Annotated in this window: 18 protein-coding genes; 13 read left to right on the plus strand and 5 right to left on the minus strand. The window is 42.8% G+C overall.

The genetic code is table 11. The annotated features are described in order from the left end of the window. From B5Y40_RS20510 to B5Y40_RS20530, 5 genes are all read right to left on the minus strand, one after another. On the minus strand, positions 1–855 hold the full coding sequence (locus B5Y40_RS20510; protein WP_079688714.1) for an aminotransferase class IV: 855 nt from the start codon (positions 853–855) through the stop codon (positions 1–3). Next, positions 842–1,972 (minus strand): DmpA family aminopeptidase, encoded by a 1,131-nt coding sequence (locus B5Y40_RS20515; RefSeq protein ID WP_079688715.1) that lies wholly within the window; start codon positions 1,970–1,972, stop codon positions 842–844. The genes B5Y40_RS20510 and B5Y40_RS20515 overlap by 14 nt, the downstream gene beginning before the upstream one ends. 119 nt (positions 1,973–2,091) lie before the next feature. Next, positions 2,092–2,829: a hypothetical protein gene (locus B5Y40_RS20520; RefSeq protein WP_079688716.1), complete on the minus strand. Its 738-nt coding sequence runs from the start codon at positions 2,827–2,829 to the stop codon at positions 2,092–2,094. An 83-nt stretch (positions 2,830–2,912) separates the two neighbouring features. After that, a complete protein-coding gene (locus B5Y40_RS20525; RefSeq protein WP_079688717.1) occupies positions 2,913–4,505 on the minus strand; it encodes an amidase in 1,593 nt (530 codons plus the stop codon). Positions 4,506–4,764: 259 nt separating this feature from the next. After that, positions 4,765–6,096 (minus strand): paraquat-inducible protein A, encoded by a 1,332-nt coding sequence (locus tag B5Y40_RS20530; RefSeq protein ID WP_079688718.1) that lies wholly within the window; start codon positions 6,094–6,096, stop codon positions 4,765–4,767. A 207-nt stretch (positions 6,097–6,303) separates the two neighbouring features. Between B5Y40_RS20530 and B5Y40_RS20535 the strand changes: the two genes are divergently transcribed. The 13 genes from B5Y40_RS20535 (at position 6,304) to B5Y40_RS20595 (ending at position 22,854) form a co-directional block, all read left to right on the plus strand. Continuing rightward, a complete protein-coding gene (locus B5Y40_RS20535) occupies positions 6,304–6,525 on the plus strand; it encodes a hypothetical protein (protein WP_079688719.1) in 222 nt (73 codons plus the stop codon). A 68-nt stretch (positions 6,526–6,593) separates the two neighbouring features. Then, positions 6,594–7,475: a hypothetical protein gene (locus B5Y40_RS20540; protein ID WP_079688720.1), complete on the plus strand. Its 882-nt coding sequence runs from the start codon at positions 6,594–6,596 to the stop codon at positions 7,473–7,475. A gap of 121 nt (positions 7,476–7,596) precedes the next feature. Next, positions 7,597–9,327: a 2-succinyl-5-enolpyruvyl-6-hydroxy-3-cyclohexene-1-carboxylic-acid synthase gene (gene menD, locus B5Y40_RS20545; protein ID WP_079688721.1), complete on the plus strand. Its 1,731-nt coding sequence runs from the start codon at positions 7,597–7,599 to the stop codon at positions 9,325–9,327. After that, positions 9,317–10,141 carry a 1,4-dihydroxy-2-naphthoyl-CoA synthase gene (menB, locus tag B5Y40_RS20550; RefSeq protein WP_079688722.1) on the plus strand — a complete coding sequence of 275 codons (825 nt, stop codon included), beginning with the start codon at positions 9,317–9,319 and terminating at the stop codon, positions 10,139–10,141. Before menD ends, menB begins: the two co-directional genes overlap by 11 nt. Positions 10,142–10,167: 26 nt before the next feature. Then, the gene (locus tag B5Y40_RS20555) at positions 10,168–10,536 is read left to right on the plus strand and encodes a hypothetical protein (protein ID WP_079688723.1); all 369 of its coding nucleotides are present in this window, start codon (positions 10,168–10,170) and stop codon (positions 10,534–10,536) included. 2 nt (positions 10,537–10,538) lie between these two features. Beyond that, entirely contained in the window at positions 10,539–11,033 is a 495-nt protein-coding gene (locus B5Y40_RS20560; protein ID WP_245840685.1) for a PPC domain-containing DNA-binding protein, read from the plus strand. After that, positions 11,030–12,130: an AMP-binding protein gene (locus tag B5Y40_RS20565; RefSeq protein WP_079688724.1), complete on the plus strand. Its 1,101-nt coding sequence runs from the start codon at positions 11,030–11,032 to the stop codon at positions 12,128–12,130. The genes B5Y40_RS20560 and B5Y40_RS20565 overlap by 4 nt, the downstream gene beginning before the upstream one ends. A 251-nt stretch (positions 12,131–12,381) precedes the next feature. Then, positions 12,382–12,771 (plus strand): response regulator, encoded by a 390-nt coding sequence (locus B5Y40_RS20570; protein WP_079688725.1) that lies wholly within the window; start codon positions 12,382–12,384, stop codon positions 12,769–12,771. 41 nt (positions 12,772–12,812) lie between these two features. Beyond that, complete coding sequence (locus B5Y40_RS20575; protein ID WP_079689285.1) at positions 12,813–13,898, plus strand: sugar transferase; 1,086 nt, start codon at positions 12,813–12,815, stop codon at positions 13,896–13,898. 37 nt (positions 13,899–13,935) lie between these two features. Next, positions 13,936–15,111 (plus strand): glycosyltransferase family 2 protein, encoded by a 1,176-nt coding sequence (locus B5Y40_RS20580; RefSeq protein WP_079688726.1) that lies wholly within the window; start codon positions 13,936–13,938, stop codon positions 15,109–15,111. A 5-nt stretch (positions 15,112–15,116) separates the two neighbouring features. Then, the gene (locus tag B5Y40_RS20585; protein ID WP_079688727.1) at positions 15,117–16,004 is read left to right on the plus strand and encodes a glycosyltransferase family 2 protein; all 888 of its coding nucleotides are present in this window, start codon (positions 15,117–15,119) and stop codon (positions 16,002–16,004) included. A 4-nt stretch (positions 16,005–16,008) separates the two neighbouring features. After that, entirely contained in the window at positions 16,009–16,644 is a 636-nt protein-coding gene (locus tag B5Y40_RS20590; RefSeq protein ID WP_079688728.1) for an acyltransferase, read from the plus strand. 75 nt (positions 16,645–16,719) lie between these two features. Next, positions 16,720–22,854, plus strand: a complete 6,135-nt coding sequence (locus B5Y40_RS20595) for a T9SS type B sorting domain-containing protein (protein ID WP_079688729.1) — start codon at positions 16,720–16,722, stop codon at positions 22,852–22,854. Positions 22,855–22,858 lie beyond the last annotated feature (4 nt).

Raw genomic sequence — 22,858 nt, forward strand, 5'->3', positions numbered from 1 at the left:
TCAGAAAACTTTTGCTTTATAGTCAGCATCTTCCAACGCGATAAGATCCTTCAATAGCGAGAGACTTACTTCACCTGGTTTTCCATTTCCTATTTGTGTTTCATTTATCTGTACAATCGGAACAATTCGTTTGGTTGTACTTGTAAGGAAAGCTTCTTTCGCCTGACAGATATCATCGAGGGTAACGATGGCTTCTTCAGCCCTATATCTTTTCGCGGCAAGCTTCAGTATATTTTTACGGGTGATGCCGTGCAACACATGATGAGCCGGTGTCACTATAGTATTGTCTTTTCGTACAATAAAAAGATTACAACGTGGAAATTCTGAAACTATACCATGCTGATGGTATAGCACATCCATTGCTTTACTTTCCTTTACCTTGTTGATAAGCCAGATGCCAATGGAGTAATTGATCGTTTTGGCGGATGCGAGATCCCTCCCATATTCATGGGTAATGATTTTGACACCATTTTTAATTTGATCCTCACCGGGCAGTGTAAGCGAATGCTGTGTTATAATCAGGTTCGGTTCAGCTGGTTGATAGCCATCTTCTGAATAGCCGCCCGTAAGAATCATTTTTATACCTGACTCTGCTATATCATTTTTTTCAATCAAAGTATAGATCACTGACTTGAGCTCTTCGCGCGTATGCGGAACCGTCAGGTGCATAATAGCCGCAGAGTTGTAAAACCGGTCGAGGTAATCATCCAGAAAGTAAGGATGTCCATCGTGGATCTTGAAGAAATCAAAAATACCATACCCTCGTTGAATGGAGAGATCGCGCACATGCAGAAATGCATTTTCAACGGGCACGATTTCATGATGTATATAGGAAAACTTACTATTTGATGGCATTGTGTTTTTTTAGAATGTCAAGTACTTCTTCAATGGGTAATGCTTTTACTGTGCGTTGATCTTTTCCCTGCAAGGTTTCTGCCTTGAACAAGGAATTGATAATGGCTTCTTCGGTAGCTTCAATCGCGGCCATAAATAACGGAGACATTTCATCATTTAGCAACAGTGTTGTGGTGTGTGTTTTCCCTGATGAAGTATGGGGTATACGAAGCGACTCCATGGTAGAGAAAGCAATCACGTAATCACCACTGCCGTTGGAAGCTATACCACCGGTACGAGCCAGTCCCATGAATGCACGTTTGGCAAGACGCTCCAGATTGCGAGCGTCCAGTGGGGCATCCGTTGCAACGATGATCATGCACGATCCATCGCCAGAATCTTTTAACTGATCGCTCAGGTAAAATTGTTTAAGCTCCTCACCTACCGGCACACCATCGATCTGCAACACACCGCCAAAATTAGATTGCACCAGTACACCAACGGTATAGCTACCCGATGCCTGCGGAAGTTTGCGCGATGCCGTACCAATACCACCTTTAAAACCAAAACACACCGTGCCTGAACCTGCTCCTATATTTCCTTCAGCTACAGTACCGGTATCCGCTTGCTTTATTGTCTGCAATACATCTGCCTTGGTAACTGCGCGTGCGCGGATGTCGCTTAACCCTCCATCGTTCGTCTCTCCTACAACTGCATTTACAGATTGTACTTTTTCGTTACCGGGCTGTTGCAAAGTATAGTCGATCACCGCGTCCATAGCAGTGGATACATTTAACGTATTCGTAAGTATAATCGGAGTCTCCAGGTTTCCGAGCTCCGTCACCTGTGTTGTGCCTGCAAGCTTACCGAATCCGTTCCCTATATATACCGCAGCCGGTACTTTCTGCTGGAAGATATTACCATCGTGTGGAAGAATGGCAGTGACGCCCGTATGGACATTATCGCGGTGAATGGTGGTGTGTCCAACCTGAACGCCTTTAACATCTGTGATCGCATTGTATGTACCGGTAGGTAACACACCAATCTTTACGCCATAGTCGCGTGCACGCTTACGAGGTTGTGCGTTTGTAAAGATGAAACAAAATATACCAATCGTTAAAAAAAGAATTCTAATCATAGCATTCTGAATCGAGCAGTAAGATACAAACTAAAGAAGCATGTATATAGTTGCACGAAAAACAAAAAAACCGGAATGCTGTTCAGGTTTTAATTTATAAACGATGTGTTGTATACGACCTAGTTACGGATATAGCTTGCATGAAGCTCTCTTATTTCTTTAATATCCTGTCTGAAGAATTTACGTTCAGGTCCTTTCATGTGTTCAAGCTCTTCATTCAGTTCTGCCAGTTTAACTTTGAGTACATCTGGTTTATTGATGGCGATCAGGAATTTGCAAAACTCTGCACGCTGCTTGTAGTTTTTAAAAGACTTATCCATACTTTCAAAAAGACTTTCCGCTTTCGCTGTGTTCCCTGTGTGATACTGTGACCACGCATAGCCTGCTTTTTCTTCCGCCTCTACAAAACGTTTTTCAGATTCAAGTGCTTCACCATATTGAATTACTGAATTGTAATCTTTATTCAGATAACTCGCATGTAAAAGCTTGATACGCAATGCGGGGTCGTCCGACATAAATCCCGTAAGGCATTCTTTATACAATACTATTGCATCGGTATATCTGTTATTGCCTACGTATGCATCTGCAAGATTTGTTTTGTTCGTTATATTATCGCTGAACTGTAACGCCTTCTCTAACTGCTCAATCTTATAGTTACTGTTTACAACTTCTTTTACTCCCTCGGCAATAGTGTTGATATTGTTCCGGTTATAAAAATTATGGTACATATAAATGAGACAGCCCAAACCCGGTAAAATTATAATGAACCAATACCAACGTTGTTCAGCATTATTTTTATAGGCATGATATAAACAGAATGCCTGGAGAATCAAGAGTGGAGTATAGAAGCCGATCATACAAAAACGATTTTAAGTACCTGCAAGGTGAGTCTAAAGGTACTTATAAAAATTGATTCGACTACTGCTGCACCTGTTAACATTCAGTTACCTGGAATATAACGCGGTGCACGCCTGTGTTTTGTGCCTTGTTCATACGCGAAAGCGATTTCGAGCAGCAGCGGCTCACTCCATGCTTTCCCGAAAAACGACACATCTACGGGCAATTCATCAATAAAACCCATGGGCACTGCAATAGCCGGATACCCTGCAATCGCGGCAAGCGAGGAGCTTCCTCCCATAAAATGATCGCCATTGATCAAGTCTGTCTTCCATGCTGGCGAACCTGTAGGTGCCATGAGTGCATCCAGTTTATACTGCGCAATCAGTTTATCGATGCCGTCTTCGCGTGTAGCTTTGTGCATCGCGGCCAACGCTTCTTTATATTCTTTACTTTCAAGGTCACCTTTTACATGCGCCATCTCCAATAACTTCTGGTCGAAGTAACGAAGCTCAACAGAATCTTTTTTATTGAACGCGATTAACTGCTGAAGATCTTTAACCGGTGCGTTCGGTATACTTGCAAAGTATTTTGTAAGTCCATCTTTAAATTCATATAGCAGCACCTGGAAAGACGGACCACCAGCACCTTTACCGGCAGGCTCTTCGATTTCTATTATTTCTGCACCCTGACTTTTTAAATACGCAACGGTCTGTTTCATTAACGTATCTACCTTTGCATGATATCCTGAAACATCTTTCAATAAACCGATACGCTTTCCCTTCAAGCCATCCTTTTTCAGGAATGAAGTATAGTCCTTGTGAATTATAGCATCCGGGTTCAACGTCTTGCTATCAGATGAATCTATACCTGCTAATATACCCAGGGCAATTGCTACATCTTCTACCGTGCGTCCCATAGGGCCGGGTGTATCTTGTGTAAAAGAGATCGGTATAATTCCTGACCGGCTGATCAAACCAACGGTAGGTTTCAACCCTACTATACCATTATTATTCGCAGGACAAACAATCGAACCATTGGTTTCTGTACCAATGGCCAGTGCACATAAACTCGCTGCTACAGCAGCACCCGATCCCGAACTTGATCCACATGGATTCCTGTCCAATATATAGGGGTTCTTCGTCTGCCCACCTACTCCACTCCATCCACTGGAAGACATGTCTGCGCGGAAGTTTGCCCATTCACTCAGGTTTGCTTTCGCGATGATGATGGCGCCTGCATCTCTCAACTTACGGGCAACCCAACTGTCTTTAGAAGCAAATGAATTACGGAGTACAACGGCTCCGGCGGTAGTGGGCATCTTGTCATGAGTATCTATATTATCCTTAAGAATTATAGGTATACCGTGTAGCGGCCCGCGAATCTTACCCTCCTTCCATTCTTTCTCGAGCGTTTCTGCAATCTGCAAAGCATCCGGGTTGATACAAATGACAGCGTTGATCTTCGGACCATTTTTATCAATGGCGTCAATGCGTGCAAGATAATCCTTCACGACACCGGTTATAGTATACTTATTTGTGCGATAACCCTCCTGCAATTGCCGGATGGTAATTTCTTCGAGGTATGCGTGTTCTGCAGCGGGTGCGTTGCTTTCGCTTCGCTTGGGTTCACAAGACCAGAACATCCCGGTTATAGCAATACCAAGAGTAAATATACGGAGCAGATAAAATCTCATCGTGTAAGGGTTGGGTATCACTATAAATGTAAATCATTTCGTTAACCATCGCCCTATTTTATGAGCGACCCTGTGATAATCTTGTTTAACTGGTTAATAAAAAAGATCAAAGGAGATTGAAAGATTATGCTATATGCTTACAAGCAAGCGATGTTCATCTTAGCAGAAGGTAATGCGGCTGCGAAAACCTATATGATTTCGCAGGTATATCCAGAAAGTATATAAAGAAGCAGGGTCTAAAATCAAGCGCAAAAACAGATCATGCTATGGCATGATTTACATGCTTGTCCACAACAACGTGCTTTTGCTTTTCAGCAACGTGGATGGTAATACGTTGAAGTATCACAGACAGAATTAAACCGAACAGTACAAACGCTACAAAGAGTATGAACCCCGGCTGTAATGATGTTTCGTTGGTGGATATACTTGCCAATGATTCCGTCTTCATATTCAGATTCGAAAGCTGGCTATCGAGTATACCCTTGAAACCTATATATGCCATAAAGATTGCTACAACATTTACATCGGCCATGCTCCATTTACCCGATTTAAAAGCAAAGAATTGAATCACTTTACTATTGCGCCATTTTTCACTGCCTAATAAATATAGTTTGGTAGCGAGTAATTTCCCGATTGGGAAAACGATACTGAAAATCAAAATCAGTACACCCACAAAAGCAGAATCGAATTGGCCGGTCTCCAGCAATACGCGAACGACATCAACAATGCTTTTACTTTGGAAGAAGATCACCTGGTCACTAAACGAAATCCGTTCCCCGATCAGCAAAAAGCTCATCTCTTTAATACGCGCGTCAATCTCGATCATGGGCGATGTCAGTCCAACAAACAATACAATCAATGCCAATAAAATCGATATTATAAACAAAGGTGTATGCAATGTTACCTGGTTTTTGAGTGCCCACCACATAATCAGAAATACGATCATTATACCCAGAATTATATAGGCAAAAAAGTATGCTTTCTCCTGTAAAGACAGAAGTGCATTTTCGCTTACACGGTTGAAGTCCGCTACATCTGCCGTACCATATTTGTTTAATATAGCCTTCACACGGTTCACATCATTGGCACTGTCGTACGTGACCGAACCAAATTCCTTCAGTTTACTTTGCGCCAGAAATTTAAGCTTCTCTCTATTTTTGGGTTTCTTGATTTCGTTGACAATGGTAGCAGCAAGCTCGGGTACTTTTGCATGGATCTTCTCTTCATCCACCAGTGTCTTCACTGCGAACCTTCTGAGTTTACCGCGAACCGTTTTCTGCTTTCTGTCAATCATGCTATCGGCTTTATTAATGACGGCATGAAGTACCTGCGATAGTTGTTCTTTTACGACAGCTTCCTGTTCCTTGGTAAATTCAAAATCATCGATGCGATGTGTTACAACTCTCACGAGGTGATCGCGCCAGGCATTAACAGACAATAGCCCATAGGTTATGTTGTTCAGAACGCTATAGTCTTTTTTAATCTCTGCCCTTTCATTAGAGAGATGGTATACCTGAAATCCACTCCATGCTGCAATAACTAATAATATCCCACCCACGAATATTAAAAGCGAACGTTGAAGTAGTTTCATAAGAGTGTATCATTAGGTAGCATGCTATCATTTAAAATATACATGCCGGTAGTAAGTAGCACGGAAGAACCGTTTGCCTGCCTCTTAATCATGTTTTTAGGGTAGAAAGTTCTACACCTTAGCTTTGTTTTTTGTGAATTCCCCCTTTACGAGGAAATCTATACCTATAAAATATGATTAATTTTATTTCAATACCTTTGTCAGACTATGGCAGAATCACTAAACCTTTTAGAAGAAACCATCAATCACTTTGAGGAAGGCGCTAAGTCTGTGCGGGCTTATACAAACAATACTACGTATATTATTACCAAGGCTGGCGAGAGCGAAGATTTCTGGGTGGCTGCTGAAGAGCCAACCTTTCCAAAGACCAAAACAAAATCACTCGATACTTATTTCAAAGATGTCTTCGGGATCGATGCCCGTTACTAGATCAAATTTTCAAATGCTGGAATATTTAGATAGTTTACTTTCTAAAATACTCTAACGTTTAAAAATTAATGAAATCCGCAGCCCTGCTTTTTATACTTTGTTGTTTATTCAGCAATTGCCAGGAAAACAAACCCGCTATATCTTTAGGCGATACCCATGAAATGGTCGATTATCTTAGGGTAGCCTCTATGATAAATGAACTCGGCGGCCCTACGGTATTGGACCTTAAAAACAGCAAAGGCCAACAGGTTGTGCTGGTCGGATGTCCGCATTCGCGGGATACCACTGCCAAAGAATTTGATCTTATCGATGTATACTTTAAACATCTTAAACCTGAAGTTGCTTTTAACGAAGGCGGCAGTATACAGGAAAGTGTCCATTATGTTTCAAGGAACGAAGCTATACTGAAAGGTGGCGAGACTGCTTTACTTAAATATTATTGCGATCAGTCCGGCATTAAAATGCTGAATGGCGACTTTACAGAAGAAGAAGAATTCGAAGCCATGCTCAAGCGTTACCCTAAAGATGAGCTCTTGCTATACTATAGCTTCGAACGTTTTATCGTTCCATACAAGTATGGTATGGATAGCGACAAACCTATTGAGGAAGCATACGCTGATTTCACAGACGGCTATCTCGCCAAACACAAGTTTCCGCTAACCGAAGAAGAGAAATCATTCGATTATTTTAAGGCGCTATACAAGAAGTACATGGCTAATGAGTTCGACCTGGGAAGAGCTGACATCGAACAATTCGATTTTCTGAATGACAATTGCAAGTTCTGTGCAGTCGGCAGAGCTTCCAAAGTAGTGCGGGATGAAGTGTTGCTTCAGAAAATTAATGCGGCACTCGATCAATACAACCGAATCTTTATAACCTTCGGGGGAGCGCATGCCCTTGCCATTGAGCCGGCTCTTAAAAACCTTTTGCGTAAAAAAGCTGCGGAATAGTTAGTAATTTAAAACGTTAACCTCCTGCCTGTAACGGGATTATACGTAAATCATAACACCGGCATCAAAGTGATATTTGAATATTCGCGCTCCCTCCCCATATTCGCACACGAATAATTCAATGGCCCGTTTTCAACCTATCTATGACATCGCTGAGCTCTGTTCCCGAAAAGGTTTAACACAGGCTATACTTTGCCCTGGCTCGCGATGCGCTCCTTTAACATTAGCATTTGTCAGACACCCTGATATTACTACACGCACGTTCAGTGATGAACGCAGTGCTGGTTTTGTTGCCCTCGGTATAGCGCAGCAAAAGAAAGCTCCTGCGGTTGTGGTGTGTACATCAGGCTCGGCTGCCTATAACCTCGCTCCTGCGGTTGCCGAAGCCTGGTTCAGTGAGACACCGCTCATTATACTTACTGCTGATAGGCCGGCAGAATGGATCGCACAACATGATGGACAAACGATTCATCAGACTGAAATTTTTGGCAAGCATGTCAAAAAGTTTTTTCAGCTTCCGCAGGAGTATGAACATGCCGATAGTCAGTGGGCGATCAACCGGATAGTAAACGAAGCGATCAATCTTTCTTTTCAGGAACCGAAAGGTCCTGTACATATTAATGCTCCGTTTCGCGAGCCTCTATATCCTTCTAAAGAAGATGCCATCACGTTCAGTACAACAGTACGTGTTATGGATGAATATACTTCTCCTTTCACACTCTCGGAAGAACAAAAGAAAAAGCTCACATCCGAGTGGCGAACGTTTCATAACACGTTGATCGTTGCTGGGCAGCATGAAGATGACCCGGAGTTGAATCAAGCGCTGTCCGCTTTCTTCGCGCAGCATAATATACCTATAGCAGGCGATGTCATTTCCAATCTTCATGATGTTGAAAAATTGGTGAGACATGCGGATACATTTCTCGGCCAGGCATCCAATGACGTAAAGAAAACATTGCGCCCCGATCTGCTGATCACATTTGGAAAGTCTATCATTTCAAAAAACCTGAAATTGTTCCTTCGGAAATATACTCCGAAAGTACACTGGCATATACAACCCGCCGGAGTCGTAGCCGATACATTTCAAAGTATAACCAATGTATTCAACGCGAGTCCTGCAAACTTTTTTCAATTCTTAAGCTCCCTTCCAAACACAGAATCGTTCGAGAACCAAAAGCAGAACAACTTCAATAAATTTTGGGAAGTTGAAGAACGTAGGGCTGTGCGTACGCTGGAAGATTTTTTTCCGCAGGATGAATTTGCCGAGCTTGAACTGGTACATACTATCATTCAGAATCTCCCTGAGAATTGCAATCTGCATCTTGCCAACAGCATGAGTGTACGTTATGCGAATTCCATCGGGTTGATGGCACATCAAAAAGGAATCCAGGTATATTCAAACCGTGGTACCAGTGGTATAGATGGTTGTACGAGTACAGCCGTAGGACACTCATTGTCCAATGACCGTCCGAACGTTCTCATCACGGGTGACCTTGCTTTCTTTTATGATCGCAACGCTTTCTGGCATAATTATACTTTGCCTAACTTGCGCGTGGTGCTACTGAACAATCATGGAGGCGTGATCTTCAAAATGATTGATGGCCCGGGATCCTTGCCGGAAGCTGATGAATACTTTATCACCAGACAAAAACTGTCAGCGAAAAAACTATGTGAAGAGTTCGGGTTCGATCATTTGAAACTTGACAATAAACGCAAGATCAAAAACCTGGTGAAGGACTTTTTTGATTTTGATGGCAAGACTAAAATTCTTGAACTGGAAACGGATACACTGATTAATAAAATCATATTTGATAATCTGAAAGAGAAAATAAAAAAGAGTTATGAGCTTTAAATATCCCTGGCAACCAGTTAAAGAGTATAAGGACATACTGTTCCATAAATTTGAAGGCATTGCACGCATCAGTATAAATCGTCCGCATGTACACAATGCTTTTACACCTTTAACGGTGCAGGAGATGATTGATGCCATGCACATTTGCCGTGAAGATGCAGATGTACGCGTTATCATTTTAACGGGTGAAGGCGGAAAGGCATTTTGCAGTGGTGGAGACCAAAGCGTGCGCGGTCATGGAGGATATGTTGGAGAAGATACAACGCCACGGCTAAACGTTCTCGATCTGCAGAAGATGATCCGTTCTATACCGAAGCCGGTGATCGCGGCCGTAGCAGGCTGGGCCATTGGTGGCGGACACGTATTGCACGTGGTATGCGATCTTACAATCGCTGCAGAGAATGCCCGCTTCGGTCAGACAGGTCCGAAGGTTGGTAGCTTTGATGGTGGCTTTGGTGCATCTTACCTGGCACGAATCGTTGGCCAGAAGAAAGCGCGTGAGATATGGTTCCTGTGTGATCAATACGATGCCAAAGATGCGCTTGATATGGGGCTGGTAAATAAAGTAGTACCGCTCGAATTACTGGAAGAGACCTATGTTGAGTGGGCACAGAAGATCATTACAAAAAGTCCGCTGGCGATTCGCTTGCTGAAAAGTTCTTTCAACGCAGAGCTCGATGGACAGGCCGGTATACAGGAGCTTGCTGGTAATGCAACACTTCTATATTATCTTAGCGAAGAGGCAAAAGAAGGTAAGAATGCCTTCCTAGAGAAACGTGATCCGGACTGGTCGAAGTATCCTAAATTTCCATAGTCGTCTATATATACCTATATACTTACATGCAAATAGAGAAGCTTGAAATCTTACGCAGTATAGCAGAGATGGCGTACGTGATCGCGAAAGCTGACAAAGGCCTGAGCGCGGAAGAACGTATTGCCTTTAATAAAATTATAGTAGATGAATTAAGCTATGATTCATGGGCTGCCCAAAGCCGGTTTGATTTGTTGGATGAAGTTATTCAGCCTTCTATTGAAACGGCCTATAACCAGGCTATACATGATCTTCGAAAACATAAGGAACACCTTACAGGTGATCTCCGGTCAACCGCTATTCGCGTGGTCGAGCGTGTAGCCCAGGCATGTAGTGGAACGCACGAGATTGAAGCGTTTATTATAGACCGGTTCAAGAAAGATCTGCAGCATCTGTAGTTATGGCGTGCAGAATAATGTTGTTCGTAGTGTTGCTGCAGCTTGTTCTCTGCGTCAACGTAAAGGCACAGGATAAAATGGAATCTTCCTCAACTATATATGTGTTCCGGCTCAAGCCGCATGAAGATCTGAAGAAATCCATCATGGCCTGGGCGAAACAACATCATATAAAGGCGGGTATCATCGTCACATGTGTTGGCAGTCTCGAACAATATAGTCTTCGCTTTGCCAACCAGGAGAATGGCACATTGCATAAAGGACATTTTGAAATTGTATCCTTAACAGGAACATTCACCCAAGATGCTGCACACCTCCACCTGGCGGTTTCAGACAGCACTGGCCAAACTATAGGCGGCCATCTACTCGATGACAACTTCATATATACTACCGTTGAAATAGCCGTTGCCGAATTGAATGACGTTGTATTCGAACGCGAGACCGATGCCACGTATGGTTATAAAGAGCTTGCTATACGAAGAAGAAATAGAAAGCCATGAGCTATCCGTTTCCATCCCTCTGGATTAATGGCCGGAATGTATACATACAGGATATTATAGCCGCGAGAGCTTCCGCTGAAAATGACTTCGAGCAGAGTACATTCGACTTCATTAAAAACTGGCTTGGAGACAAAGACGTTTTCGAAATTCAAACAAGTGGTTCTACGGGAACTCCCAAGAAGTTAATTGTTACACGCGATCAAATGATAGCAAGTGCGCGGATGACCGAGCAGGCACTTTCATTAAAGGCCGGAGACACAGCGCTGGTATGTCTGAATACCCAATATATAGCAGGTCGAATGATGCTGGTGCGTTGTTTCACTACAGGTATGCGTATGGTAGTGACCGATCCTTCCGCGAACCCGCTTGCGTATAGGCCATCCGATGTGTCAATTGATTTCACGGCCCTTGTGCCCTATCAGCTTTATACCATCTTGTCTTCTGAACAAGCCGGTGTGCTGAATACAATCCGTTGCGCCATTATTGGTGGAGCGCCTTTGAATACGGAAACAAGAGAGACACTTCAAGCCTATACGTGTCAGTTTTATGCCACTTATGGAATGACGGAAACCATATCGCATATAGCATTGCAGGCATTGAATGGTGCTATAGCTTCCCCTGCATTTAAAGCGCTTCCTGGAGTAACGCTAGGGGTAGACGCCAGAGGATGCCTTACCATTGAAACACCTCACCTTGAAGAAAAGATCACTACAAATGATTTGGTCGACCTGCACGATGCTATGCATTTTATATGGCTTGGACGTTGGGATAACGTTATCAACAGTGGTGGCGTTAAGATTATCCCTGAGCATCTTGAATCAAAAGTGAGCAATGTGCTATATAGATGTGGAATTTTAAGGCCATTTTTTATAGGTTCAATCCCCGATTATAAATTAGGAGAAAAAATAGTGCTCGTTTTAGAAGATGACGGACCGTTGGATGAGAAAAATAAATCAAAAATCTTTGAAGAATTTAAACAATCGTTTTCTGCTTACGAAAGTCCAAAGGAAATATTTACCATTACAAAATTCATTTATACTGATACCCATAAAATTAACCGTAGAAAAACGATTGAAATGCTTACAAAACAAGTGTAAACGTTACATCACATATTACTTCCCCCAATTAATCATCGACTTTGAATATTAACGCATTTTTTAACGTATTACCCTTATTTATAGGGTATTGATACAATCTTTTAATTTATTTTACGAATAAAGGTTACATCTGTATCAATTATTTTATTTAGCTTTGGTATGTCTAATAGTTGTCTTTAAAGGTCCCGCCTACTACAATCAGATCTTTAGAGCAGCACATCTTTTTTTATTGGTTTAAAAATTTATATACCATGAAACGGGTATTGGTTATTGAGGACGATGTTCCTTTATGCTGGCTTTTAGAAAAAATACTTCAAAAGAAACATGAAGTAGTTATCATGAACAATGGTATGGAAGCATGGTCATGGCTCTCCGATGGAAACTTGCCAGACCTCATCATTTCTGATTTGAAGATGCCTTCATTGGATGGCATTGAACTATTGGAAAATTTAAGTACGAGTGGTTTATTCAAAAATATACCGGTCATTATCCTTTCGGGATATGAAGATGCAAGCAAGCGCAAGCAGTGTCTTGATTTAGGGGCCTTTACTTATTTAGTGAAGCCTTTTGAGCCTCAGTCTTTTTTGGCTGAAGTGGATCGTGCGTTATTATTTCAGAGACAAAATGTAACAGTTAATTAACCATGGATGTTGCCGTGAATTTAAATGTAAATGAGTCCCCTATGTCTGTTGTGTTTGAAGTCCAAACCCATACACCATCATTTACACAGAACATTGTCAGGATTGGCTTCACTGATTCATCAGTGGAAAATGACTATGCTCAGGAAAAAGTACATTTTATCAATGCTACATTAAGCAAGACTATAGCAGATCTCAAATCGGACACAGCCGGGTTTGATGCTATTCTGATCAATCCTGCGAGTGTAACCTCTGAAGTAGATCAATTGAAAGTACTTGCCTCACAAAAAGCTATACCCTATATATTTTATACTCCTAAATTTGATCAGGCTGCTAAAGACCTCGCATTGCGATCTGGCGTAGATGAGTATCACTATGGTGCTATCACTACCGCATTCTTCAAACGTGTCGAGTTTATCAAGAAGCTTAAACTATATAAAATACAACGTGGTAATAAGCCATACGCTATGGTTCGCGCACATGAAGAAGTGCCAACTATAAAACTATGGACGTTGAAGAGAGCTTTTGATATTGTCGTTTCATTAACAGCTCTTCTTTGCCTCTCTCCTCTCCTGCTGGTAATCGCAGTGATGATCAAGTTGGAGTCAAAAGGATCTATATTCTATATTTCGAAACGTGCAGGTGCCGGCTATAAGATCTTTGATTTCTATAAATTCAGATCTATGCGCTCCGGAGCCGATAAGGATCTTCAGAAACTTCAACACCTTAACCAGTATGCTGAGAATGCTGATAACGCTACTGATAACGTATTCTTCAAATTAAAGAATGATCCACGGGTAACGCGTGTTGGACATTTTATACGCAACACCAGTCTTGACGAAATACCTCAGCTGTTCAACGTGCTGAAAGGCGATATGTCTTTGGTAGGCAATAGACCGTTACCACTCTATGAAGCTGAGAAGCTGACAAAAGACCAAATCGCATGGCGCTTTCTTGCTCCAGCCGGTATAACTGGTCTGTGGCAAGTAACCAAACGTGGCAAACAGGAAATGTCTCCTGAGGAACGTATAGCTCTTGATATGGAGTATGCCATGAAGAACTCTTTCTGGCTGGATATGAAAATATTGTTCAGCACCATTCCTGCATTGCTACAGAAAGAACAAGTTTAGTTAATCTTTATCCCTCATTATAACAGCGCGTTGATACATGTTCATCCTTGAACTCATTATTCTATTGTACTTTGTTTATGTAGTAGTATATACTGCTTTCTTCGCATTTGCCGGAGTGTTCTACAAAGCATTGCCGCTACTACCCCCACAACGGAATCTGAAATTTTGTGTATTAATTCCCTCCTATAAAGAAGATGCTGTCATTGTAGATGTAGCACAAAAAGCATTGAATCAGAATTATGCACATGACCACTATGACGTAGTGATCATTGCAGATTCTCTTCAGCCATCTACTATTGCTTTCTTACAGACGCTTCCTATTAAAGTTATAGAAGTGCAATTCGAGAGTAGCACCAAAGTGAAGTCATTAAACATGGCGCTTGGTCAATTGCCTACCGATAAATATGACTATGCAGTTATACTCGATGCCGATAATATTATGGAACCTGACTTCCTGCAACGGCAAAATGCATTGCTCGCAGGATATGGATTCAAAGCTGTTCAGGGTCAAAGAAAGCCAAAGAATCAAAATACAAATCTTGCTTTCCTCGATGGTGTAAGCGAAGCCATCAACAATCACGTATACCGTCAGGGCCACACTGCTGCCGGACTATCTTCATCCATCAGTGGTTCTGGAGTTGTATTTGATTTCGCTTTATTGAAAGAGAAGTTAAGCAAGATGACATCCATCGGAGGTTTCGATCGCGAACTCGAACTCCAGTTGCTACAGGAAGGCATTAAAGTATATTACTACAAAGATGCCGTTGTCTATGATGAAAAGATATCACAGGCAAGTGCTTTTCAAAATCAGCGCAAGCGCTGGATTTCCAGTCAGTATTTTTATTTGCGCAAGTATTTTAAGTCGGGCATGCTTGCATTCTTCAAAGGCAACTTTACATTCTTTAATAGTGCCATTCTCAGAAACATACAATTACCACGACTCATTAACCTGGGACTGCTTACGGTGCTCACAGCTTTAGCCGTGTTGGCACATAATTATCTGGCATGGGGTGCAACACCGTGGGTAGTATTGTTCACGGTAAATACAATCGCTGTATTGATATCTATACCCGGTGAATTCTATTCAAAGAAAATGCTGAAGGCACTTCTTGATCTTCCGGGTATATTTGTTCGTATGTTCTTATTGCTGTTCAAGTTAAAAAATGCCAATAAGAAATTCATTCATACTCCACACGGAGCAACTTCTGAGTAATTTTTATGAAGGCGACTTCCTACCCTCTTGTTTCTGTTGTCACTATAAATTTCAATCAAACTTCAGTAACACGCGATCTGCTTGTATCGCTTCGTAACATTACCTATCCGGCTATAGAAGTTATTGTGGTGGATAATGGTTCGCGTGATACATCCGTACAATCACTCAAAGAAGAGTTTCCTGAAATCAACTTGATTGTAACCGGTAAGAATCTCGGCTTTGCTGGCGGCAACAACGTTGGTTTAAAAGAAGCCAAGGGTGAATATCTATTACTGGTAAACAATGATGTTGAAGTAACGCCTGGCTTTCTGGAACCGCTCGTTGAAACATTACAGCAACAACCACAGGCCGGTGTAGCTTCGCCAAGAATAGTATATTACAACCGTCAAGAGCTTATTCAATATGCGGGTGCAATAAAAATCAATCCTTATACCGGAAGAGGCAAAAAGCTCGGATACCTGGAGACCGATACAAATCAATATAATACTATACAAGAAACTGAACTAGGACATGGTGCCTGCCTGCTCACTTCAAAAGATGTATTGCAGAAAGTAGGACTTCTTCCGGAAGTATATTTCCTATACTATGAAGAACACGACTGGACAGAACAGGTAAAACGTGCTGGCTATAAAGTATTCTATGTCGGAACGTCTAAAGTATATCACAAAGAATCTATATCTGTCGGTAAAAACAATCCACTCAAAACGTATTACCTAACCAGGAACAGAATCCTATATTTAAAAAGGAACACAAAGGGTGTCACTCAGCTTTCATCGATGCTGTTCTTTTTTATACTTTCCGTGCCGAAAGACATTGTGAAGTTTCTGTTGCGTATGGACTTTCCCAATCTAAAAAGCTATATTCAGGGGATTTCCTGGCATTTGAACCATTGAGGTTATGATGAACGAGATCAAAAAAAAGTATCAAGAAATCAAAAAAGAGAATCCACGGTCTTCGGGCTTTGGCGTTTTAATATTGACCATTGGCAGGATGGCGTCTATATTTTTACGACTTCTTTCGGCTAAGATATACTTACGGAATTGTGTGAAGGTTGGCAAATATGTAACCGTACTTGGAAAGCCGCTGATCAACGCAAATGGTACCATCATCATTGAGGACAGAGTAGCAATCTGGTCTGTATTCGAGCGCACTAAACTTCTTGTGAAGGGAACAGGAACGCTTCGGATTGGTGAAGGGAGTCGTATAAACGGTACACATATAGCCGTTTCAGGAAACGTGGTGATTGGTAAATTTGTAAGAATCGCGCCCTATACTTTAATATTGGACAGTGATTTTCATGATCTTCAGGATCACACAGCAGAAGGCAAGAAGGGAAATATAGTAATAGAAGATCATGTGTGGGTTGCTTCACGCGCCACTATTTTGAAAGGAGTAACCATTGGAGAAGGGTCTGTTATTGCTGCCGGTGCAGTGGTAACAAAAGATGTTCCCCCATATTGTGTTGCTGCTGGTGTACCCGCTAAAGTAATCAAAAGACTAAAACCGCAACTTGTGGAACAAATTGCGGTATAATTGAATAATCTGACGTTATTGTTGATTAACTAGTATATTATCAATTAGTTACTATCCTTAAAAACCCCTTCCTGTATGAAGAGAATACCTGTTCCTTCAGAGTCGTTTTTTTTTACTAAAGCGCTCTTCCTCTTTCTCTTTATAACAACATTAAATTTCCGTGCCAACGCTCAATGCGGATGTACATTTACGATACCTGCTGGTTCGGGAAGTACAACCTTTAATGGTACAGCCCAAGGTGTAAAACCGGGTGATGTAATTTGTATTCAGGCTGGTGCGCGCGAGCGTATCATTTTTCAAAATATAGTAGGCTCGGCTACCAATTATGTTACTATAAAAAACTGTGGTGGTCAGGCGCTTATTGGTGGCCCCAATGCTGGCAATGGTATACTCATAAACAGTTCCAGATATTTCCGCATAACCGGAACAGGCGATGCAGGTGTTGAGTATGGTATCAAGATCATTGAAACAAAAAGTGGTACCCAGGGTATCGTAGCAACGTCCCTGAGTTCGGATATAGAGATTGATCACATAGAGATCACTAAAACCGGTTTTGCAGGGATCATGGCGAAGACCGATCCAAGCAGTAACTGTGCTGACAAAGCTCCAGAGCGCCCTAACTTTACCATGCGGAACATTCACCTTCACCATAACTATATTCATGATATAGGGGGCGAGGGCTTTTATATCGGTAATAGCTTTTATACCGGAACAACTATCTATTGCGGCAGCACACAATATCCACACGAAGTACGCGGTGTAAGAATCCACGATAACTTGGTGATGAACTCAGGATGGGAATCCATTCAGGTAGGAGCCGCGGTGGCGGATGTTGAAATCTATAATAACAAAGTATATAATTACGGATCTGCGAACAACCCGTCTCAGAACGGTGGTATACAGATGGGTATAGGCACCACCGGTAAACTATATAATAATTTTATAAAGGGTGGATTCGGTCCTTGTCTTGTTATTCAGGGAATTGGTTTGAACTATGTATTCAACAATGTTATTGTGAACCCTGGAGCTGAAGCCATCAACATCAATACACGCCCTACTCCCCTCGCCTCTGATATTGTTCCTATCGGATACCTCGGAGGAGTATATGTTATCAATAACACCATTGTAAACGCTACTACTGCTGCTATCAAGGAGAATATAAATACCGCTCTTGGAAACGTGCTCTTCAATAACCTTATAGTGGCCTCCACTACCAACTGGAATCAGCTAAAGACCTATACGGATTGGACACAAGGTAACAACGTAGTTATACCGGTATTGGCAAATGCAAAGTTCGTTAATCCTACCCTTGATGACTATAGAATTCAATCCGGCTCGCCTGCTATCAATGCGGGTCGTAACGTGGCACTGTGGGGAGTAACGTTTGACTTTGATAAACTTCTTCGTCCTACCGGAGCGAACTGGGATGCCGGTGCATTTGAATTATCAGGCAACCAAAAACCAGTGGTAAATGTAGGGTTGAATCAAACCTTAATCTTACCGATCAATACAACCACGATCATTGGTGCCGCGTCCGATGCAGATGGCTCTATAGCTTCATATCAGTGGACCAAAACCAGTGGTCCTGCTGCGACCATGACGAATGCAACTTTACCGGTTCTTTTGCTTACTGATTTAGTGCAGGGTACATATGTATTCCGGCTCACCGCTACAGACAATGCAGGCGAAACAGGATATGCTGAAGTTACTATTACGGTTCAGGCAGCAGCCGTAAATCAGCCCCCTGTTGCCAATGCCGGTGGCGACAAAACAATAACACTTCCCGTAAGCACCACTACTATAAATGGATCAGCAAGTGATAACGATGGTACTGTTACAACGTATGCCTGGACACAAGTGAGTGGCACCACAGCAACGCTTGTAAACGCAGGCACAGCGACATTGACAGTGAACGGTATGACAACAGCCGGGACATACGTTTTCAGATTGACGGCTACCGATGATGATGGCGCTACAGATACTGATGATGTTTCGGTTGTAGTGCAGCCCGCAGCTGTTAACAAGCCTCCTGTTGTAAATGCAGGAACGGACAAGAATCTTACCTTACCAACCAATGCTGTTAACCTGGTGGCAACAGCAAGTGATCCGGATGGATCTATAGCAACCTACACATGGACAAAGGTAAGCGGACCTGCTGCTACAACAACCGGTATAAATACGGCTACACTTTCATTGAGTAATCTTGTTGTTGGCTCTTATGTATTTCGATTAACGGTTACTGATAACGCAAGTGCCACTGCCTTCGATGAAGTTAGTGTAGTTGTAAATGCGGCCAATACCGCTCCCGTTGTAAATGCCGGTACCGATAAAACCATCAAGCTTCCAACCAATACGGTAACACTCCCTGGTTCAGCTTCGGACGATGGTACAATTACAAGCTATCTATGGACAAAAGTTAGTGGACCTGCTGCTATACTTACCAACCAGACCACTACAACACTTACCGTTACCAACATGCTGCAGGGCACCTATACTTTCCGCCTTACGGCGACCGATAACAACAGTGCCAGCGCCAGCGATGAAGTGGTTGTTATTGTTCAGGCAGCCAATGTAGCGCCCGTTGCAAATGCGGGCACCGATAAAACACTCACACTTCCTGTTAACAGCACAACACTTACGGGTTCTGGAACTGATTCTGACGGATCAATAGCAACCTATTTCTGGGAGAAGTTAAGCGGCCCTGCTGCTACATTGGGAGCAACCAATCAAACGACATTAGATCTTACAAACCTGGTAGAGGGTTCTTATAGTTTCAGACTTCGTGTTACAGACAACGAGGGGGCTACCGGAACAGATGTTGTCGCTGTGGTTGTCTTGCCTCTCACTGTCAATCAACCGCCTATTGTAAGTGCAGGAAATGATGTTACACTTACATTACCCGTAAATTCTACAACGCTTACAGGTACTGCTTCCGATAATGATGGTAGCATTACAGCATACCTCTGGGAAAAAGTGAGCGGCCCTACAGCAACGCTTAGCGGCACCTCTACCGCCACGCTTTCCGCTTCCAGTTTACTGGAAGGAGTATATATATTCAGACTAACCGTGACGGACAACAAATCCGCTACCGCCAGCGATGAAGTAAGGGTGACGGTAACATCTGTCAATCAAAATCCTATCGTAAATGCAGGTATCGATAAGACTCTCATACTCCCAACAAACCTGACGTCACTTACAGCCACAGCATCCGATCCGGATGGTACGATCGCTACACATGCATGGTCACAACAATCAGGTCCTTCTGTAGCGACTCTATCGGGGGCGTCTACCGCAACCGTTGATATATCCGGACTTATCATTGGTACCTATGTATTCCGCGTTACTGTAACCGACAATGATGGCGGCCAATCCTTTGATGATGCTAAAGTAATTGTGCAGGCTGCCTCCAATGTAAACCCGGTAGCCAATGCAGGCAACAATGTGGTTTTATTTCTGCCCACCAATACCGCTATACTTACCGGATCAGGAACAGATTCCGATGGAACTATCACAGGTTATCAATGGGTAAAAGTATCGGGAGGAGTCGTTACTATGGCCAACGAGACAACTTCTATCCTTACTATATCTGCATTAACGGCAGGCACCTATGTATTCCGGTTAACCGTTACAGACGATGATGGCGCGACCGGTATAGATGAAGTAACGGTTACTGTAAATCCTTCGTCAAGCAATCAATCTCCTATAGCTGATGCAGGTCCGAATATAACACTGTCGCTTCCTGTAAACAGTACAAACCTGATTGGTTCTGGTACCGATCCGGATGGAACGATTGCTTCGTATTCATGGGTAAAAATAAGCGGTCCTTCTGCGTTCATGATTAACACTACCTCTCCTGTTTTGTCCTTAACGGATTTGGTGGAAGGTGTATATATATTCAGACTAACGGTAACGGATGATGATGGCGCAACGGCTACTGACAACGCCCAGGTGATTGTACTTCCGGCAACCGTAAACCAAACTCCATCCGTAACGGCAGGTAATAATATCACGGTTACATTGCCTACCAATTCATTAACACTTACTGCTTTTGCCAGCGATCCGGATGGAAGCATTGCATCCTATATATGGGCCAAGCAGGTCGGCCCTGCCGCTACGCTGAGCGGAGAAACAACAGCAAGTCTGTTAATGGAAGATCTACAGGAAGGTACCTATACTTTTCGAGTTACCGTTGCTGACAATGCCGGCTCCACTGCATTTGATGAAGTCAACGTGATTGTTCTTCCAGAAGGATCGAATCAACCACCACTTGTAAATGCAGGTTCGGATAAGACTTTATTTCTTCCCACAAACTCCCTCAACTTATCCGGAACGGCCAGCGACAATGACGGTTCTATCACAACGTATGAGTGGATCAAGATTCAAGGTCCTTCGGTAACGGAATCCAATACGAACTCTCCTACCGCTTCGTTGACAAATCTTGTAGCCGGACAATATACTTTCAGATTAACTGCTACAGATGATGACGGTGCTTCAGCTTTTGATGAAGTGAACATTACTGTTTTCCCGGGTACCATTAATCAGTCGCCTATTGCCAATGCAGGAAGCAATCAATCATTGGTATTACCGAACTCCACGGCTACCATCACGGGCTCAGGTTTTGATCCTGATGGTTCTATCGTTTCGTATGCCTGGACGCAGGTATTAGGGGCAAGTTCCGTGTTAGAAAATATTAACTCGCCTACACTTATTGTAAATAACCTCACCGAAGGCGTATATCGCTACCAACTTACCGTGGAAGATGACGATGGCGCCAGCGGCTCTGACTTCGTGGACATCACCGTTGTAGCAGAAGGAACCAACCTACCTCCGATCGCAAATGCAGGATTTGACCAGGTAATTTATCTCCCACAGACCACAGCGGATCTGCAAGGAAGTGGAGACGATATCGATGGAACGATTCAAAGTTATTTATGGGAAAAGAAATCAGGAGGCGTTGCCACATTGAGTGGTCAAGCTACATCCAAGCTTTCATTGTCAGGACTCGCTGTAGGTTCATATCAGTTTACCTTGACAGTAACGGATAATGGAAATCTTACCAATGTTGATGAAGTGAATGTCTCTGTGTTACCGGGATCGATCAACAAGAATCCAATCGTAAGTGCGGGCAACGATCTTTTCTTTCGAGCACCGATTGCCTCGTTCCCTATTACCGCTACTGCTTCTGATCCCGATGGATCGATCAGCTTTTATAACTGGACAAAGGTAAGCGGCCCTGCAATTTCTCCTCCGGCAGGAGTCACAACGCCTGTACTAACAATATCAAATCCACCGGAAGGCACTTATGTATTCCGCATCGATGTAACCGACAACGGAGGGTCTACTGCTTCCGATGAAGTTACAGTTGTTATCGCTCCTCCTGGAACAAATAGTCCTCCGGTAGTTACCACCGGTAACTCATTCATTGTATTTAAACCGGCGAGTACTGCGACTATAAATGGATCTGCTTTTGATCTGGATGGTGCTATAGCTTCGCTTGTATGGACACAAGAAGCAGGTCCTTCTACAACATCGTTGTCTGGTGCTAACAGCACAACGTTAAATGTTGCCGGACTTGATCTGGGCTCCTATACGTTTCGTCTTACAGCAGTAGACAATGAAAGTGCTGAGGCTTTTTCTGAAATTGTCATTGAGGTGAGAGCTGAAAATCTTCCGCCTACTGCTTTCGCAGGAAATGATACAACGCTATATCTTCCCGATAATTTTATTGCCCTTACGGGAACCGGTGATGACCCGGATGGTACCATTGCCGATCTTACCTGGCAACAGCTAAGTGGACCTCCGGCTAATGTCAATCTTGACAATAATCCAATTATATCTATATCTGATCTTATCGAAGGTGTATATCTTTTGAAGTTAACGGTTACTGATAATGCTGGTGCTACAGCCTCTGATGAGATTACCATCACTGTATTGGAGGACCCTGTTAATCCAATCGGTGCAGCAAAGCTATTCTCACCCAATGGCGATCTCACCAACGACACCTGGGTTGTTAAAAACATTACCATGATTGATAGCTGTCCGATTAAAATTTTCAACCGCCTTGGGAAGAAAGTTTTTGAAGCTAATGTATACGAGAATAACTGGGATGCCGTGCTGAATGGAAGACCTTTGGAAGAAGGAGACTACTACTATGTTATTCAATGCAGCAGTAATAAAAAATACTCAGGAGCGATCCGACTAATTCGTTGACCAA

The sequence above is a fragment of the Ohtaekwangia koreensis genome (genome assembly GCF_900167975.1).
Taxonomy (GTDB): Bacteria; Bacteroidota; Bacteroidia; order Cytophagales; family Cyclobacteriaceae; genus Ohtaekwangia; species Ohtaekwangia koreensis.